Annotated in this window: 15 protein-coding genes; 5 read left to right on the plus strand and 10 right to left on the minus strand. The window is 38.8% G+C overall.

The genetic code is table 11. The features are described from left to right. Positions 1-45: 45 nt before the first annotated feature. From glnA to glnG, 3 genes are all read left to right on the plus strand, one after another. Positions 46-1455 carry a glutamate--ammonia ligase gene (gene glnA, locus ACLKML_RS11535; RefSeq protein WP_413285450.1) on the plus strand — a complete coding sequence of 470 codons (1410 nt, stop codon included), beginning with the start codon at positions 46-48 and terminating at the stop codon, positions 1453-1455. 369 nt (positions 1456-1824) lie between these two features. Next, on the plus strand, positions 1825-2871 hold the full coding sequence (gene glnL / locus ACLKML_RS11540) for a nitrogen regulation protein NR(II) (RefSeq protein ID WP_413285451.1): 1047 nt from the start codon (positions 1825-1827) through the stop codon (positions 2869-2871). A gap of 35 nt (positions 2872-2906) precedes the next feature. Beyond that, entirely contained in the window at positions 2907-4316 is a 1410-nt protein-coding gene (gene glnG, locus ACLKML_RS11545; RefSeq protein WP_413285452.1) for a nitrogen regulation protein NR(I), read from the plus strand. Between the two features lie 111 nt (positions 4317-4427). Here glnG and hemN read toward each other — a convergent pair whose 3' ends face one another. The 5 genes from hemN to ACLKML_RS11570 form a co-directional block, all read right to left on the minus strand. Then, a complete protein-coding gene (gene hemN, locus ACLKML_RS11550; RefSeq protein ID WP_413285453.1) occupies positions 4428-5801 on the minus strand; it encodes an oxygen-independent coproporphyrinogen III oxidase in 1374 nt (457 codons plus the stop codon). Positions 5802-5967: 166 nt separating this feature from the next. After that, a complete protein-coding gene (locus ACLKML_RS11555) occupies positions 5968-6465 on the minus strand; it encodes a DUF2489 domain-containing protein (RefSeq protein WP_413285454.1) in 498 nt (165 codons plus the stop codon). Between the two features lie 6 nt (positions 6466-6471). Further along, positions 6472-7050 carry a Der GTPase-activating protein YihI gene (gene yihI / locus ACLKML_RS11560; protein ID WP_413285455.1) on the minus strand — a complete coding sequence of 193 codons (579 nt, stop codon included), beginning with the start codon at positions 7048-7050 and terminating at the stop codon, positions 6472-6474. Beyond that, entirely contained in the window at positions 7050-7688 is a 639-nt protein-coding gene (locus ACLKML_RS11565) for a class I SAM-dependent methyltransferase (protein ID WP_413285456.1), read from the minus strand. Before ACLKML_RS11565 ends, yihI begins: the two co-directional genes overlap by 1 nt. Positions 7689-8393: 705 nt before the next feature. After that, complete coding sequence (locus ACLKML_RS11570) at positions 8394-9011, minus strand: c-type cytochrome (protein WP_317716479.1); 618 nt, start codon at positions 9009-9011, stop codon at positions 8394-8396. A gap of 201 nt (positions 9012-9212) precedes the next feature. Between ACLKML_RS11570 and yihA the strand changes: the two genes are divergently transcribed. Further along, on the plus strand, positions 9213-9902 hold the full coding sequence (gene yihA, locus ACLKML_RS11575) for a ribosome biogenesis GTP-binding protein YihA/YsxC (protein ID WP_413285457.1): 690 nt from the start codon (positions 9213-9215) through the stop codon (positions 9900-9902). A gap of 691 nt (positions 9903-10593) precedes the next feature. Here the strand turns inward: yihA and polA are convergent. After that, positions 10594-13395, minus strand: coding sequence for a DNA polymerase I (gene polA, locus ACLKML_RS11580; protein WP_413285458.1), 2802 nt, complete (start codon positions 13393-13395; stop codon positions 10594-10596). Between the two features lie 604 nt (positions 13396-13999). Further along, positions 14000-15040: a porphobilinogen synthase gene (gene hemB / locus ACLKML_RS11585; RefSeq protein WP_413285459.1), complete on the minus strand. Its 1041-nt coding sequence runs from the start codon at positions 15038-15040 to the stop codon at positions 14000-14002. A gap of 169 nt (positions 15041-15209) precedes the next feature. On the opposite strand from hemB, the gene ACLKML_RS11590 reads away from it, so the two are divergent. Continuing rightward, positions 15210-15983: a TatD family hydrolase gene (locus ACLKML_RS11590; RefSeq protein ID WP_413285460.1), complete on the plus strand. Its 774-nt coding sequence runs from the start codon at positions 15210-15212 to the stop codon at positions 15981-15983. Positions 15984-15996: 13 nt separating this feature from the next. Here ACLKML_RS11590 and tatC read toward each other — a convergent pair whose 3' ends face one another. The 3 genes from tatC to tatA form a co-directional block, all read right to left on the minus strand. Then, the gene (gene tatC, locus ACLKML_RS11595; protein WP_317716474.1) at positions 15997-16764 is read right to left on the minus strand and encodes a twin-arginine translocase subunit TatC; all 768 of its coding nucleotides are present in this window, start codon (positions 16762-16764) and stop codon (positions 15997-15999) included. An 84-nt stretch (positions 16765-16848) separates the two neighbouring features. Then, complete coding sequence (tatB, locus tag ACLKML_RS11600; protein ID WP_413285461.1) at positions 16849-17232, minus strand: Sec-independent protein translocase protein TatB; 384 nt, start codon at positions 17230-17232, stop codon at positions 16849-16851. Positions 17233-17235: 3 nt separating this feature from the next. Then, complete coding sequence (gene tatA / locus ACLKML_RS11605) at positions 17236-17484, minus strand: Sec-independent protein translocase subunit TatA (RefSeq protein ID WP_413285462.1); 249 nt, start codon at positions 17482-17484, stop codon at positions 17236-17238. Between the last annotated feature and the right edge of the window lie 18 nt (positions 17485-17502).

Genomic DNA, 17502 nt, shown 5'->3' on the forward strand with positions numbered 1-17502 from the left:
AGACTCGAGACTGTAGCAAATTAATAACACTGGAGGTTATCCAAGATGTCAGTAGAAAATGTTCTATCACTGATCCAAGAAAACGAAGTTAAGTTTGTAGACCTGCGCTTTACCGATACTAAAGGTAAAGAACAGCATATTTCTATTCCATCTCATCAAGTAGATGCTGACTTCTTTGAAGACGGCAAAATGTTTGATGGTTCTTCTGTAGCTGGTTGGAAAGGAATTAACGAATCAGATATGGTAATGATGCCTGATGCATCAAGTGCCGTTTTAGACCCATTCACAGAAGATGCTACTTTAAATATTCGTTGTGACATTTTAGAACCTGCAACAATGCAAGGTTATGATCGCGATCCACGTTCTATTGCAAAACGTGCTGAAGACTTCATGCGCGCTACTGGCGTTGCTGATACTGTCCTTATTGGCCCAGAACCAGAATTCTTCCTATTCGATGATGTGAAATTTAATAGTGATATGTCTGGCTCTTTCTACAAAATCGATGATGTAGAAGCATGCTGGAATACAGGCGCTGATTTTGAAGATGGCAACAAAGGTCACCGTCCTGGCGTTAAAGGTGGTTACTTCCCAGTAGCACCTGTAGATTCATCTCAAGATATTCGTTCTGCTATGTGTTTAGTTATGGAAGAAATGGGGCTAGTCGTTGAAGCTCATCACCATGAAGTAGCCACTGCGGGTCAAAACGAAATCGCCACTCGTTTCAATACGCTAACAACTAAAGCAGATGAAATCCAAATCTATAAGTATGTTGTTCATAATGTTGCTCACGCTTACGGCAAAACAGCAACCTTTATGCCTAAGCCACTAGTCGGTGATAACGGTTCTGGTATGCACGTGCATCAATCTCTAGCAAAAGACGGTGTCAACCTATTTGCTGGCGACAAGTACGGCGGCCTATCTGAAATGGCGATTTACTACATTGGTGGTATCATCAAACATGCTCGTGCAATTAACGCATTTGCTAACGCGTCAACTAACTCATACAAACGTCTAGTTCCAGGGTTTGAAGCACCAGTTATGCTAGCTTATTCAGCACGTAACCGTTCTGCTTCTATCCGTATCCCAGTAGTACCAAGCCCGAAAGCTCGTCGTATCGAACTACGTTTTGGTGATCCAACAGCGAACCCATACTTAGCTTTTGCTGCAATGCTAATGGCTGGTCTTGACGGAATTAAGAACAAGATCCACCCAGGTGAAGCAATGGATAAAGATCTTTACGATCTTCCAGCAGAAGAAGCAGCAGAAATCCCAACAGTTGCAGAATCACTACAGCAAGCACTTGAAGCGCTAGATGCTGACCGTGAATTCTTAACCGCTGGTGGTGTGTTCTCAGATGACTTTATCGATTCTTATATCGCTCTTAAATCTGAAGATGTTGTTAAAGTAAACATGGCAACTCACCCACTTGAGTTTGAACTTTACTACTCTGTATAAGAACACTTTTTATACAAAAATAGTAAAATTGTAATTGTAAAAACTCGCCTTATGGCGAGTTTTTTTATTTCTGCTATTAACATCATTCACCGGCTCAATATCTAACAACAACAGCACTCTTTGTTAAACGCACGTTTATCGTTTTCTCTCGCCCTACAAAGCGGCAAGATAATTGCATTATTTAAACCATAACGGTGCATCTACATTTTGAACCACAAAATATCGACAAAGTTATGGATATACTGACCATTTTTTAGGCTTTTTTACTTCACTAGCCTTGGTATCTTGCATTTCATGGTTCATACTGAAATCAATGTCGCACCAATACAGTGCAACATTCAAATATAGAGCAAAGTAAGGATAAAAATTGTGACCACCGAGCTTCCAACAGCCATACTGGATAATATTGTTACCGCAACATTAATGCTGGATGAAAACCTTGTTGTACGCTATGCCAATCCGGCAACGGAACAACTCTTTTCACAAAGTACCAAGCGGATCATTAATAAACCTTTGTCACAACTTATTCAACATGCATCAATGGATATTGCGTTGCTTACCCAACCCTTACAAAGTGGTCAAAGTATGACGGATAGTGATGTCACTTTTATCGTTGAAGGTAAACCATTAATACTAGAGGTCACTGCTAGTCCACTATCCTGGAACAAGCAATTGATGCTACTTATAGAGATGCGCAAAATTGGTCAACAGCGTCGTCTTAGCCAAGAATTGAATCAGCATGCACAACAGCAAGCAGCAAAACTTCTTGTTAGAGGTCTTGCTCACGAAATAAAAAATCCGCTAGGTGGGTTAAGAGGCGCAGCACAGTTATTGGGCAAAATGCTCCCAGATCCGTCACTAACGGAATATACCCAAATCATCATAGAGCAAGCCGATCGCTTAAGAGCACTTGTTGATCGCTTACTTGGCCCGCAAAAGCCTGGGAAAAAAGAACAAGAAAACCTCCATGTTGTACTAGAAAAAGTACGACAGTTAGTCGAATTAGAAAGTGAATCTAATATCATTATTGAACGCGATTATGACCCAAGTTTACCTGATCTATTAATGGATAAAGACCAAGTAGAACAAGCATTATTAAATATCGTTAGTAACGCGGCACAGATGATGAAAAATCAAGATGACGGAAAAATTATATTAAAAACCAGAACTCTACATCAGGCTAATATTCATGGACATCGTCATAAACTGGCCGCCAGAATTGAAGTCATCGATAATGGACCAGGAATTCCATCAAAATTACAAGATACTTTATTCTACCCGATGGTAAGCGGTAGAGATGGTGGTACTGGTTTAGGGTTGTCTATTTCACAAAATTTGATCGACCAACACAACGGAAAAATTGATGTTGAAAGTTGGCCTGGTCGTACAACATTTACAATTTACCTGCCTATTTAAAGCTAAAGGTAAATAATGGCAAAGGAAGTCTAGATATGAGTAAAGGATATGTGTGGGTTGTTGATGACGATAGTTCCATTCGTTGGGTGATGGAAAAAACGCTCTCTTCAGCAAACATCAAATGTGAAACATTTGCAGATGCAGAAAGTGTATTAATGGCTCTGGAAAGAGAAGCACCCGATGTATTAGTTTCAGATATTCGCATGCCTGGGATGGATGGACTCGATCTTCTCAATCAAGTCCATTCTCGTTATCCTGATTTGCCGGTAATTATAATGACGGCACATTCTGACTTAGATGCAGCTGTTAATGCCTATCAAAAAGGCGCATTTGAATACTTGCCTAAACCCTTCGATATAGATGAAACGCTTACTCTGGTAGAGCGGGCCATTGTTCATAGCCATGAACAAAAAAAGGAAGCCTCTCCAGACGATGCTTTTGCCAGTGAAACTCCAGAGATAATTGGTGAGGCTCCGGCAATGCAAGAGGTGTTTAGAGCCATTGGTAGGCTTTCTCGCTCTTCTATCTCTGTACTTATTAATGGCGAATCAGGAACCGGTAAAGAATTGGTCGCTCATGCATTACACCGTCATAGCCCTAGAGCACAACGACCCTTTATTGCGTTAAATATGGCCGCTATACCTAAAGATTTAATTGAGTCGGAATTGTTTGGCCATGAAAAAGGGGCGTTTACTGGTGCGAATAATGTTCGCCAAGGTCGATTTGAGCAAGCGAATGGTGGGACCTTATTTTTAGATGAAATCGGCGATATGCCGCTTGATATACAAACGCGCTTATTACGAGTTTTAGCCGACGGTCAATTTTATCGAGTCGGAGGACATCAAGCAATCAAAGTTGATGTGCGTATTGTTGCAGCAACCCACCAGAATTTAGAACAATTGGTGCATGAAGGTGGCTTTCGAGAAGATCTATTTCACCGATTGAATGTCATTCGTGTTCAAATTCCAGCGTTAAGAGACCGGAAGCAAGATATAGAAAAACTGACTCTACACTTTTTAGTTCGCGCCGCAGAAGAGTTAGGCGTAGAGATAAAATCGCTACATTCTAGTACCGTAGAAGCATTAAAACGCCTTGCTTGGCCAGGCAATGTTCGGCAGTTAGAAAATATATGTCGCTGGCTTACTGTTATGGCGAGTGGGAGTGAAGTGCTTCCTTCCGACTTACCAACTGAGCTACTTGAAGAGAAGACCATTACCAGTACATCCGGAAGTGGAAGTTGGCAGGCTCAACTAGAAACATGGGCGCAAAATGCTTTGAACTCAGGAGAAACAGAGTTGCTATCGTATGCATTACCAGAGTTTGAACGTATCTTATTAAAAGCTGCTCTACAGCATACTAATGGCCACAAACAAGAAGCGGCTAAAGTACTAGGTTGGGGTAGAAACACCTTAACTCGTAAACTCAAAGAGCTTGATATTAGCTAATCATATATACTGTATATGCACATTAGTTTATTGCATTTTTTAGAAGTAAACTAATGTGCTAAGAGCTCGCTTAATAGCCTAACCGTTCGATGCATCTCTGGTCAAACGAGTTTATATCACTCGAGAAAACTGTTGTTGTCTTGCTCTATCGCGCAAATATTTATCAAAACACATGCAAATATTGCGGATCAGCAACCTACCTCTCGCCGTCACTTTAATTTCATGCTCAGACACCGAGACCAATTCATCATCAATAAAGGTTTGTAGTAACGTTAAATCCTCGGCAAAGTAATGATTAAATTCAAGATTAAACATTGTCTCAATCTGTTGTTTGTCTAATTTAAAGTTACAAATTAGCGCTTTAATCACTTCACGACGAATTAAATCATCATTGTCTAGCGAGACTCCCTTCCATAAGGCATGACGCATTTCATCAACTTGAGCATAATATTTTTTAAGTTCTTTTTGGTTTTGAGCATACGTATCACCAATCATCGAGATAGCCGATACTCCAAAACCAACTAAGTCACATTCACCTTGTGTTGTATAACCTTGGAAATTGCGATGAAGAACACCTTCTCGTTGTGCTGTCGCCAATTCATCTTCAGGAAGGGCAAAATGATCCATACCGATAAATTGATAACCAGCCCCAGTCAAGGTAGTAATAGTATCTTGCAAAATACTCATCTTTACATCAGCTTGTGGCAATAATTCATCTTTAATCTTACGTTGAGCTGCAAATAAATTCGGCATGTGCGCATAATTAAATACTGACAATCTACCAGGCTTCATTTTTAACACTTGAGCCAAAGTTAATGCAAAAGATTCTTTTGTTTGTAAAGGCAAACCGTAAATTAAGTCTAAGTTTGTGGATCGAAATCCTAAGTTTTTTGCTCGTTCCACCATAGCAAAAATAAACGCTTCATCTTGCTCACGATTAACGACTTTCTGCACGTCTTTATTAAAATCTTGAACGCCAATGCTTAAACGATTAAACCCTTCACCGCGTAGATGATCGAGCATATCCAATTCAATCTCGCGTGGATCGACTTCGATACTTATTTCTGAATCAGGTTCGAAATTAAATTCACTGCGTACAATCGCCATTAAACGGCTCATTTGCTCTTTACTTAAAAATGTCGGCGTACCGCCGCCGAAATGAAGTTGAGTCACTCGACGTTCATTCAATAAAAAAGCACGTTGGCGAATTTCATGTTCAATTGCATCTAAATACTCATCAGCTTTGTGCAAATGACGAGTAATTACTTTATTGCAACCACAGTAATAACAAAGCTTATGACAAAAAGGAATATGAATATACAGTGATAATGGACGTTCTGGATACTGACGACAAGCCATATCCAACTCTGCAATAGTGAAGGCTTCATGGAATTCTAAAGCCGTTGGATAAGAAGTATATCTTGGTCCCGAATAGTTATACTTATCTAATACTGCTTGATCCCAAACTATTTGTTCACTAGACATAATATTGCGTTCCATTATTTTTTATTTTCACACGTAAGAGTTTGTATTCTGCCATACCACTATTACAGACAGAGATAGACAACCGTTAATTTGCAGAAGAAATGTTCAGAACTGATAACAGGATCACTTACTCTTTTTAGTTAGAAAGAAGAGAAACAAATAAAACCTACGCATTAGCAGTATCAGAGCTTGTCGATGATACACTTAAAGGCTTAATTTGATCTTGTAGTTTTTGTAGGTTTTTGACTACTTCATCATTCAAACGCGCTTCTGCTTTCTGACGTTCAAGCGTTTGTCGCATGCGATCTTGTTTAGCAAGTTTCTGTCTCGCCTCACCACGTGCCATATCTTTGACAATATCATACAACTCAAACAGAGCAGGATACTCTTTTTGCACGTCTATTCTTTGTTCTCCCTGTACATAATCTAGAATACAGAACACTCGAATACTAATTTCTGATAAATCACATTGGCCTTGAATGCCAGCTAAACAAAGCGTATTTACGCTATCGAAAATATTGCCATTTCTTTTTGAAATAGCCTTATTTTTTGCGTTGCTTTGCTGCTGTTTTTGCTTGCTTACTTGTAACCACAAGTAAGCCGCATAGGATATTAACCCAAGAATAATTAGCCCACCAATAATGACCATTATTGTTACGCTCATATTCTTTTATCCTTTAAAGTCATCTAAATTTAAATCTTCAAACTGAGACAGTAACTCTTCATCACTACTCGGTGCTTTTTTCACTTTGCGTACAACTGGCTCGGCAATAGTCTCTTCTTGCTCCTGTGGCTCTTCCGGAACGTCTTCAGGTGTCATCAAACCAAGTTGATTCATCAATCTTTCAATACGATCTAATTTTTCATCCACATAACTTTGTAAACCTGCACCTAGCTTCTCACCTGCTTCAATGCGATCCAATAACACATTCAATTGCGCATCATTTTCAAGCATTTCAAGCTCATTTTCAGCTGATATACGGCGTTCTTGTTTGGTTGATTTTTTCTTCGCTTCCACAATTAACGGTATTTTTTTCTTACTACCTAAACGTGGATCTTTCTTCTGTGCTGCTGTTCTTTGTTTTGTTTCTGAAGATTCAGCATTACGGTTGCCGGTTTTTAAACCCTTACGCTTTTTCAATCGCTTACGTAAACGACCTTCTACATCTGCTTCACTACGATTTCTCGTTACGATGACATCGACTTCACCAGAAGAACCAGGTTTTCTTGATTTTTTATTTCTACTCATTACTGGAGTTTCCTCAGTAAAATTACATCATTCCCAACAAATTCAAGTTGGAGCTTATCCCGTTCGGCCAAGTACTGAAAAGTTGCTCGACTATAAAAACAGACGTGGGTGAGGTCGTTTTTATAATGCCATTTTGAAAACGCTTCTACGTCTACAACTAGCTTGGTCATAATACCAATCCAGCCACTTGGCTTAACTAAATTTAACCAATCCTGCCACACAATATTTGGATAATAGAGGTGTTCTATCACTTCGGTCGCCGTTAAAAAATCATAGGTTTTTTTGAGGGCCTCTCTATCAGGATAATAATAGATATCGTATAGGCTCATATTGTACCCAGATTCTTGTAAAATCATAGACAAAGCCGGTCCGGGACCACAGCCAAAATCTAATCCACTAGATTTTGGACTTAATCGTTCGCTCAAAGGTACTGAAAACCGTGAAAGAAATCGTCTATACCCTTCATCTGAAGGACTGTTCTCATGTAAATCATAGATCAGTTTCTCTGCATCACTATCCAAACGCTGATCCATTGGTACAAAAACAAGCTTACAACGATCACACTGAAAGTAATCTCGCTTTGTATCTTTATGGTAATGCTTAGAATTTGCGTCTTCACACAAAGGACACGGCTGCATAAAGTCATCCTCATATTGGGATGCGAAACATACCAGAATTAGGTCAAATAGTGGAGCTTATTTCTACAGAGATATAAAAAAAGCGACAGAATAATCTGTCGCTCAGAAAAGGTGGCCAATTAATGGCAAAAAGGTGTGTAGCCAATACTAACAAACACAATAATCCATCTGTTATTAAAGCTTTCCTTGCTAATTTTAGTTAGTGATAATCCTAATCATTTTTTCACGTCCTTTATCGCATCCTACTACTGGGCTCATCCTAAGCCTGATCCGTTACCTACTAATTCCTTTTAGTCAAAGACCATCCTTATCACACAAACTTCTTGTTTATGTTACTTCCTTTATCTCACCTTGAGAATCCTTGCTCCAAGAGCAACATCCATGCTAGCCATCAATGGCCAATCCGATCCGTTTTCGCCTCTTGCTTGACAAATAATTTACGCCAAAAGAATTTTCGAACAAGCACTGATAATAAAAAACCGGGTTAATTACGCCACTTCATTTAAACCAGAAACTAATTCAATAACTTAACAAATGAGCAATTAATAAAACGGGTCAATCTCTCACAAAGAGATAAGAAAAATGCGCTAACTGGCTGTTGATACTTAGTTGATATAGATCTCATAAATGACTTAGCGACATAAACTTGAATAAGTTATGTCGCTAAGGAAACATCGAGTATAAGAAGAGAGGGACGACAGAGTGTTAGTGTAAACCACCAACATATTTAGATAATGTATCAATTTCAGCATCTGTTAGCTTCATTGCTACATCACGCATCATCTCATTGAGATCGTTTTGACGCTCGCCCGCTTTAAATTTGGTTAATTGGATTTTAATATAATCCGCATGTTGTCCAGAGATTTTAGGGAAACCAGATAACTCGGTTCCATTACCTCTCGGTCCATGACACGCAACACAAGCCGTTAAGCCACGTTCAGCATCACCTGCAAGATAGAGTACTTTACCTTCGTCTACAACGTCTTCTGGTGTTGAATTATCAGAAATAGGTAAAGATGAGTAATACGCAGCTAGATCCATCATATCTTGCTCAGAAAGAGACATCGCCATTGGACTCATTACTGGATCATAACGACCTTTTTCACCAGATGTTTCAATACCAAGCTTAAGTTCAGCAAGCTGTTTTTCTATATACTTTGCATGCTGACCTGCAATTTTTGGATACTGAGTAATGAGACTATTCCCGTCGGTAGAGTGACAAGCAACACAAGTTGCTGATTTAGCTTTACCAGCTTCAACATTACCTTGGGCCCAAACAGTGAAGCTGGCAAACAGCCCCAAAATTAGTGCTAATTTATTCATGACATTCCATTATAATTATGAGGCTCTGTTTCTTTTTCATGCTTGAGTAACCGAATAAAAAAACAAACCTAGGCTTCCAGTACCACGTTTTTTTATATATGACGTGTTACAATATACGACTTTATTATACTCTTACGGTTATTTTACACAATTTAACAAAAAAGCAATCAACTGACCACATAAAGTCAGATGGAGTTAACATTGAGCGCAAAAATTCACTATCAAAACACGCATTTTATCACCAGTGCCCCCGATATTCGCCACTTACCAGAAGACGAAGGTATCGAAATTGCTTTTGCAGGGCGATCTAATGCCGGTAAATCTAGCGCACTTAACCGCTTGACGAACCAACGTAACTTGGCAAAAACCAGTAAAACACCCGGCCGTACGCAGCTCATTAACTTATTTCAAGTTCAAGAGAACTGCCATATTGTCGATCTTCCTGGTTATGGCTTTGCGCAAGTTCCTCTAGAGTTAAAGAAGAAATGGCAAAAATCTCTTGGTGAGTATCTACAAAAACGAGAGTCCTTGAAAGGTCTCGTGGTTCTTATGGATATTCGTCACCCGATGAAAGATCTTGACCAACAGCTTATCTATTGGGCAGTAGAGTGCAATATTCCCGTTCAAGTTTTGCTAACTAAAGCGGATAAATTAAAAAGTGGCGCTCGAAAAGCACAACTTCTAAAAATACAAAGAGATACTGTCTCTTTTGCCGGAGATGTTTCCGTTGATCTATTTTCTTCTTTAAAAGGTATTGGTGTAGAGCAGTTACGTAGAAAGCTCGACACCTGGTTTAGCCCAGCAATATTAAACGCTGACGAATTAGAGCACAACACGCAAGAGCAAACTATAGATAATATATCAAACATATCCCCTGAAAATAAAGCGTAACCGTCACTTAACCCCACGTTACTCAGTGGGGCTTTTTAATAGCATTAATAGAAGCAGGAAGAATATAGGTAAGAAATAGATAAGTAATAGGTAAGTAAGAAACTTAGCTAAAATTGATAGTGATAAAGCACCTAGAATAGCCTTCTAATCCAACAGCATATTTGAAAAATATGTTACTAGTTAACAATTATGTAACTTTATTTCTAAGAATAATTATTGCACCCCAGCGACTTAATATAGAAAACCGTACGCTTTAAAACATACCTGATTCAGATTTAGAAGCTATTAGAGTCCATCCAGTCTTCTTATTCTTTACTCTCAAATAAAATCACCATTAAAAAACAAATAAAAACAATGAGTTAAACTAAAAGTATTTCGTTGATTTTTCTTTAGGGCAATAAAAAACGCCCCAGTCAAATACTGACTGGGGCGGCTGAATTAGCCTAATCCAATAACGTGAAACAAAAGGTCTGAAAGATAGAACATCTTACCTCTGTACCCTACAAGAGATACTGTACAACAAATGATCATATTTGGAAATAGTTTTTGTAATTTTTTTTCATATTTTTTTCTTTAAAGTACACAAATAATATAATGAAGATTTCTATACTTGTTACATAATCCCATCACATAAAAAAGCCAGCAACTGCGTACTGGCTCTAAAATATAATCCGTTTAAGGCTTAAAATATCTAATGCGCTTGATCCCAGTTATCTCCATGACCAGTATCAGCAACTAAAGGAACATTAATTTCTGCAGCCGACTCCATCAATTTCTGTATTTTTATTTCAATTTCGGTTAAAACTGATTCTTCAACTTCCAATACTAGTTCATCGTGTACTTGCATCAGTAAACGGACTTTACCGTCACCTTTGGTTTGAATCCACTCGTCGACCAATAACATGGCTTTTTTGATTATATCGGCAGCGGTACCTTGCATTGGCGCGTTGATCGCTGCCCGTTCAGCGGCTTTTCGACGGATACCATTTCTAGACTTAATTTCAGGCAGGTAGAGTTTGCGACCAAATATAGTTTCTACATAACCCAATTCAGAAGCTTTAGAACGCGTATCTTCCATATACTGCAAAACACCAGGGTAGCGTTCAAAGTAGGTGTCCATATAACTTTGCGCTTCATGGCGAGGAATACCAAGCTGTTTAGCCAGGCCAAATGCACTCATTCCGTATATTAAACCAAAGTTTATCGCTTTTGCTCTACGACGCTGTTCTGTCGTGACCTCTTCGATACTAATCCCCATCAATTCAGCCGCCGTTGCAGCGTGAATGTCTTTACCATTGTTAAAAGCATTGATTAGCGCTTGATCACCAGAAAGATGCGCCATTATACGAAGCTCAATTTGAGAATAATCGACTGCGAGAATTTTCCAGTTATGTGGCGCAACGAATGCTTGACGAATACGGCGACCTGCTTCATTTCTAATTGGAATATTCTGTAAATTAGGATCGGTAGACGACAAACGCCCTGTGGTTGTTACAGCTTGATGATAAGAAGTATGGACACGCCCAGATTCTGCGTTAATCATTCGTGGAAGCTTGTCGGTATAAGTCGATTTTAGCTTAGCTAAACCTCTATACTCTAAAATACGTTTTGGTAACGGGTAATCTAAAGCTAACTCTTGTAACACCTCTTCGTTAGTCGAAGGGGCCCCAGAAGGCGTTTTCTTTATAACTGGTAATCCCATTTTTTCAAATAAAATAACTTGAAGTTGCTTGGGCGAGCTTAGATTAAATTCTTGATCAGCAATTTCATAAGTCTCTTTTTCTAATTCATCTAACCGAAGTGCAATTTCTTGAGATTGTGCAGCAAGAAGCATGTCGTCGATAAACACACCTGTTCTTTCGATACGAGAAAGTATCGGTACTAACGGCATCTCAATTTGTTGATAAACGTATTTTAGCTGTTCATCTTTTTCTATTTCGATATTTAAACGATGGTGCAAACGCAAGGTAACGTCTGCATCTTCGGCTGCATATGGTGCTGCCTGCTCTAAATCAATTTGATTGAAAGTAAGTTGTTTTTTACCTTTACCAGCAATAGCTTCAAACGAGATACAGCTATGCTGTAAAAAACGCAGTGCCAAACTATCCATATCATGTCTACCACCTACGCTGTTATAAACGTATGACGCTAACATGGTATCGTGTTTTATGCCTTTCAGTTCAATATCATATCGAGCTAATACACTAGCATCGTATTTTAAATTTTGACCTACTTTTGCTTGATTTTCATCTTGTAAAATCGGTTTTAGTTTTTCTAGCACCCAATCTCGGTTTAACTGCTCAGGTGCACCAATGTAATCGTGAGCAACCGGAACATAAGCAGCAACACCTTCTTCAACAGCAAAAGAGACACCAACAAGATTAGCTACCATATAATCTAAACTGTCAGTTTCAGTATCAAAAGCAAATAAATCACACTCAGTTAATTTTGTTAACCAACGTTCAAAATGTTCTTCATCTAAAATCGTTTCATATTTATCACGATCGATTTTCACAGCGCAGCTATCAATAACGGTAGTATCAGCAGCAGTAATAGAAGATGAGCTAACGACACGGCCAGATTTATCATCAGCCTCTATTGCACCGGTTCCGCCTTCCAATAATTCATTGAGCCAGGATTTAAAAACAAGCTTTCCATACAACTCTATTAAGGCATCTTTGTCAGGTTGCTGCTTGATTAATGCATCTGGGGTTTGTTCGAGTTCTACGTCCAATTTAATGGTTGCCAACTCATAGGACATATATGCATTAGATTTATTATCAATCAATTTCTTTGCCATGGTTTTTGAACCACGGAACCCTAACGCAGCAATATCATCTAAATTATTGTATATTTTTTCTATGCTACCAATGCCCTGTAGCAAGGCTGTTGCTGTTTTATCACCTACCCCTGGAACACCTGGAATGTTATCCACTTTATCACCCATAAGTGCCAAATAGTCGATAATTAACTCTGGAGGAATGCCAAATTTTTCAATAACCCCTTCCCTGTCCATTACCACATTGGTCATGGTATTAATCAAAGTGACATTATCATCCACAAGCTGTGCCATATCTTTATCCCCGGTACTAATCAGAACCGGCATACCAGCTTTAGAAGCTTGTGAGGATAACGTACCAATGACATCATCCGCTTCAACACCTGGAATAGAAATTAATGGTAACCCCATCGCTCTTATCACATCATATAAGGGTTCAATTTGGCAGCGTAATTCATCGGGCATAGACGGTCGATTTGCTTTGTATTCTGGATACAAATCATCACGGAACGTTTTTCCTTTCGCATCAAATATAACTGCCATTTTGTCGGAAGAAAATTGACGCATCATGCTACGCAACATATTTACCACGCCATAAACAGCGTTAGTTGGTATATCACCATTACTCATAGAATCAGGGTAGGCGTGAAACGCACGATAAAGATAGGAAGACCCATCTATTAGGATTAACGGGTTTTCAGGGATGCTAGGCATAAGTATTGTTATCCAAACAAAGAAAATTATCCGCTTAGAATGCCACGAACTCCCTTTATTATCCATTCAGATAAGAGATGGAATTAAACCTATATTAATCAAAAACCTTACTTCACTCTGTGGATAAGTCTGTTTGTAATTTATGATCGAATAAATAACAAACAGTGTAAAAACAAAAAATCAAAATACTAAAACTATAAAAATCAATAAGATAATGAAATTAACTTAATAACAACCAAGATCACAAAATGATCTTCAATTGTGGAAAAGATATTAATATGTAAACAGTTAGTTACTTTCTATTGATTGTAATATAGAAGGGAATGGTTATATGGATTTAAAAAAAAGAAAGCGACATCAAAAGATGTCGCCTAGCATAATTGGTATAAATAAAATCGCATTCTATTTAACCTAGAAGCTTAATTCACTGGAAGCATTGTGAGCAATGTCGTGTCATTTAGAGACAAAATTCAAAAAAGTTATCGAATTTGAATTTCCCCCTGAAGACACCGTAATAATAACCATTCTCATTTATAATGCAACTATTATTTGATAATAATTCTCAATTAACTTTTAAATTAGGCGATCAGAGTCGCAGATTCAGCTATTCATTGGTGTTTATTACTACTTTGTTGCCCTCTTCAGCTAACCAGAGAGCAACGTCTTTAGCAAAATAGGTCAAGATACCGTCTGCACCGGCACGTTTAAAGCACAATAAAGATTCCATTACTGTCTCACGCTCTTTTAACCAACCATTTTGAATCGCCGCTTTATGCATGGCGTACTCGCCAGACACTTGATAAGCAAAAGTAGGAACTTGAAGCTCTGATTTTACTCGACGAACAACATCTAAATACGGCATACCTGGTTTCACCATCACCATATCGGCACCTTCATTGATATCCATGGCAACTTCGTGAAGTGCTTCATCACTATTAGCAGGATCCATTTGGTAATTTTTTTTATCGCCACCTTTGAGGTTAGATGCCGAACCAACCGCATCTCTAAATGGGCCATAATAATTTGAAGCGTATTTTGCTGAATAAGCCATTATTTGAGTATGAATATAACCTGCTTCTTCTAACGCTTCTCGAATACAACCAATACGTCCATCCATCATATCGGATGGCGCGACAACATCAGCACCAGCTTCAGCATGCGACAAGGCTTGCTTGATAAGAACCTCTGTCGTTGCTTCATTCATTACATAACCGGTCTCGTCAATAATGCCGTCTTGGCCATGAGTCGTGAATGGGTCAAGCGCAACGTCAGTAATAACACCAATTTCAGGCACATGTTCTTTTAATGCTCTAACGGCTCGTTGAGCCAAACCTTCTGGGTTGTAAGCTTCTTGAGCACATAAACTTTTTACATCTTGATTTACGACAGGAAATAGAGCAATTGCAGGCACGCCTAATTTAGCCAACAGTTGAGCTTCTTCCAGCATTAAATCAATTGATAACCGTTCCACTCCTGGCATAGAGTCGACAGCTTCTCGTCGGTTTTTACCCATAAGAATAAACATTGGATAAATAAGGTCACTGGCACTGATTTGATTTTCCGCCATTAAGCGACGGCTAAAATCATGCTTACGCATACGACGCATGCGGCGTAATGGGAATTCACCTTTTATAGAAATGGACACCTGATTCTCCTTGCCTTCTATTCTGTCGTTATAATTTGGTTCACGAACACATCATATCACTGTCGATATTTGATTGAAGTGATAATAAGGTAGAAATTATCTCTAAAGCACAAATTCCATATATACTTCACCAGTATTAGTTGAATAGTCACCAATCAAAGAGAAAACAATGATAGATACTCATGCTCATATTTACGCAACTGAATTTGATAACGACAGGGACGAAGTTGTTCAACGGGCGATAAGTTGCGGTATAAATACGATTTTGTTACCAAATATCGACCTTAACTCTATTGCTCCGATGCTAAAAACTGAAGCCCAATATCCAACTATTTGTCGCTCAATGATGGGACTGCATCCTTGTTATGTAGACAATGATGTTAAGCAAACACTGGAAACAATTTATTCATGGTTTGCCAAACATAACTTTATTGCGGTGGGTGAAATTGGCATTGACCTTTATTGGGATAAAACGTATCGCACACAACAAGAATATGCTTTTGTTACTCAGTTAGCTTGGGCAAAAGAAATGAAGTTACCTGTGGTGATTCATACTAGAGATTCAATAGAAGAAACACTAAAGCTATTAAAGCAACAGCAAGACGGTTCTTTATCTGGTGTATTTCACTGTTTTGGTGGTAGTGTTGAGCAAGCAAAAGCTATTAATGACTTAGGGTTCCACTTAGGTTTAGGCGGTGTTTCAACGTTTAAAAACGGTGGAATGGATAAAGTTATTCCCTCTCTAGATCTAGATTATGTGCTCCTAGAGACTGATTGCCCATACCTTGCACCTGTTCCGCATCGCGGTAAACGCAATGAACCGTCTTATACGGAACTGGTTGCTAAGAGAATCGCTGAATTAAGAAATATCAGTCTTTCGGAAGTCGACAACCTCACCACTTACAATGCGCAAAAGCTATTTAAATTAACTTCTGATGCTTAGCCGAGTTCGGTGATTAACTTTTTTCTTCTGTAGCCTGATTTTCTGAGCTCTCGTCTGTCTCTTTTCTGATATAGAAGCGAGCAAAGAACAGTCCGATTTCAAATAAGATACACATAGGTATCGCCAACAGAGTTTGAGAAATCATATCTGGTGGTGTTAGCATCATGCCAACAATAAAGGCGGCAACAACGATATAAGGACGTTTTTCTGCAAGGCTCTTTGGATCCGTTGCACCAGTCCAGCATAACAAAATAATAGCCACGGGAACTTCAAATGCGATGCCAAAAGCAAGGAAGAGTGCTAAAACAAAATCTAGGTAACTAGAGATATCCGTTGCGAACTCGACCCCACCTAATGATATAGCGGTAAAAAAACTAAACACCAGTGGAAAGACAACATAGTAAGCAAATGCAACACCACAATAAAAAAGCAAAGAGCTTGAAAACAGCAGCGGCATAATCAGTTTGCGTTCGTGTTTATACAAACCCGGCGCGACAAAGGCCCATACTTGGTAAAGAATAAAAGGCACAGCAATAAAAATAGAGGCTATTAACGTCAATTTTAATGGTGTAAAGAACGGAGATGCTACGTCAGTTGCGATCATCGTTGCCCCTTCAGGCAAACGATCGACTAACGGTGATGAGACAAACTCATAAATATCGTTAGCAAAATAGATCAAGCCAACGAACACAATAATAACCGCTAACATCGCTCTTAATAGGCGGTTTCTCAGCTCGAGTAAATGGCTAATCAAAGGTTGGGTTTGTTCAGCTGACGCCATAATGAACCTCTAAATTTAAAAAACAGAAAGAGCTGCTTGTAATAGCAGCTCAATCAAAATAATACCGAATAAATCATAAACTGATTAATCCAGTTTTTTTGCTTCTGAGCCAGCATCACTTTTTGCAGGTTCAACCTGTTCAGGTTGCTCAACTGCATCCGTTGATTTTGACTCTTTCGCATAAGGTCTTTGAACATCTGCTGCCGCTTTCTTTAATTCTTCAACGGAAGCTTTAAGATCTGGGGCCAATTCTTCCATCCCCATTTTCTCAGCTTTTTTTAGGTTATCTTGTAGTTCTTGAATTTTTAGCTCATGGGTAAGTTCGTCTTTTACTCCATTCGCCATGGCCTTTGCGCTATTCATAAATTTAGAAATACTACGTATAGCAACAGGTAACCTTTCTGGGCCAAGCACTACTAAGCCTACAACAGATATTAATACCAGTTCCCAAAAACCGATATCAAACACAGATTAAGCCTTCTCTTTGTCTTTTTTAACTTCTTCAGTAGAAGCTTGAGCTGACTTTTGCTCTAAATTTTGTGGTTCAAAGTCGGCATCTTTTGCTTCTTTTTTTACCGAGTCTTCATCACTCATGGCTTTTTTAAAACCTTTTACTGCAGAACCTAAGTCACCACCCATGTTGCGTAGTTTTTTTGTTCCAAATAGTAAAACAACAATAACTGCTATGATAAGCAGTTGCCAAATACTAATACCGCCCATTGTTAACACCTCGGGTTA

The sequence above is a fragment of the Vibrio sp. MA40-2 genome (assembly GCF_047302445.1).
Classification (GTDB): domain Bacteria; phylum Pseudomonadota; class Gammaproteobacteria; order Enterobacterales; family Vibrionaceae; genus Vibrio.

Excerpts from the sequence above, each read along its gene's own strand:
- glnA (WP_413285450.1), top strand. The coding sequence starts at position 46 with ATGTCAGTAGAAAATGTTCTATCACTGATCCAAGAAAACGAAGTTAAG.
- glnG (WP_413285452.1), top strand. The coding sequence starts at position 2,907 with ATGAGTAAAGGATATGTGTGGGTTGTTGATGACGATAGTTCCATTCGT.
- hemN (WP_413285453.1), bottom strand. The coding sequence starts at position 5,801 with ATGTCTAGTGAACAAATAGTTTGGGATCAAGCAGTATTAGATAAGTAT.
- ACLKML_RS11555 (WP_413285454.1), bottom strand. The coding sequence starts at position 6,465 with ATGAGCGTAACAATAATGGTCATTATTGGTGGGCTAATTATTCTTGGG.
- yihI (WP_413285455.1), bottom strand. The coding sequence starts at position 7,050 with ATGAGTAGAAATAAAAAATCAAGAAAACCTGGTTCTTCTGGTGAAGTC.
- ACLKML_RS11565 (WP_413285456.1), bottom strand. The coding sequence starts at position 7,688 with ATGCAGCCGTGTCCTTTGTGTGAAGACGCAAATTCTAAGCATTACCAT.
- ACLKML_RS11570 (WP_317716479.1), bottom strand. The coding sequence starts at position 9,011 with ATGAATAAATTAGCACTAATTTTGGGGCTGTTTGCCAGCTTCACTGTT.
- polA (WP_413285458.1), bottom strand. The coding sequence starts at position 13,395 with ATGCCTAGCATCCCTGAAAACCCGTTAATCCTAATAGATGGGTCTTCC.
- ACLKML_RS11590 (WP_413285460.1), top strand. The coding sequence starts at position 15,210 with ATGATAGATACTCATGCTCATATTTACGCAACTGAATTTGATAACGAC.
- tatC (WP_317716474.1), bottom strand. The coding sequence starts at position 16,764 with ATGGCGTCAGCTGAACAAACCCAACCTTTGATTAGCCATTTACTCGAG.
- tatA (WP_413285462.1), bottom strand. The coding sequence starts at position 17,484 with ATGGGCGGTATTAGTATTTGGCAACTGCTTATCATAGCAGTTATTGTT.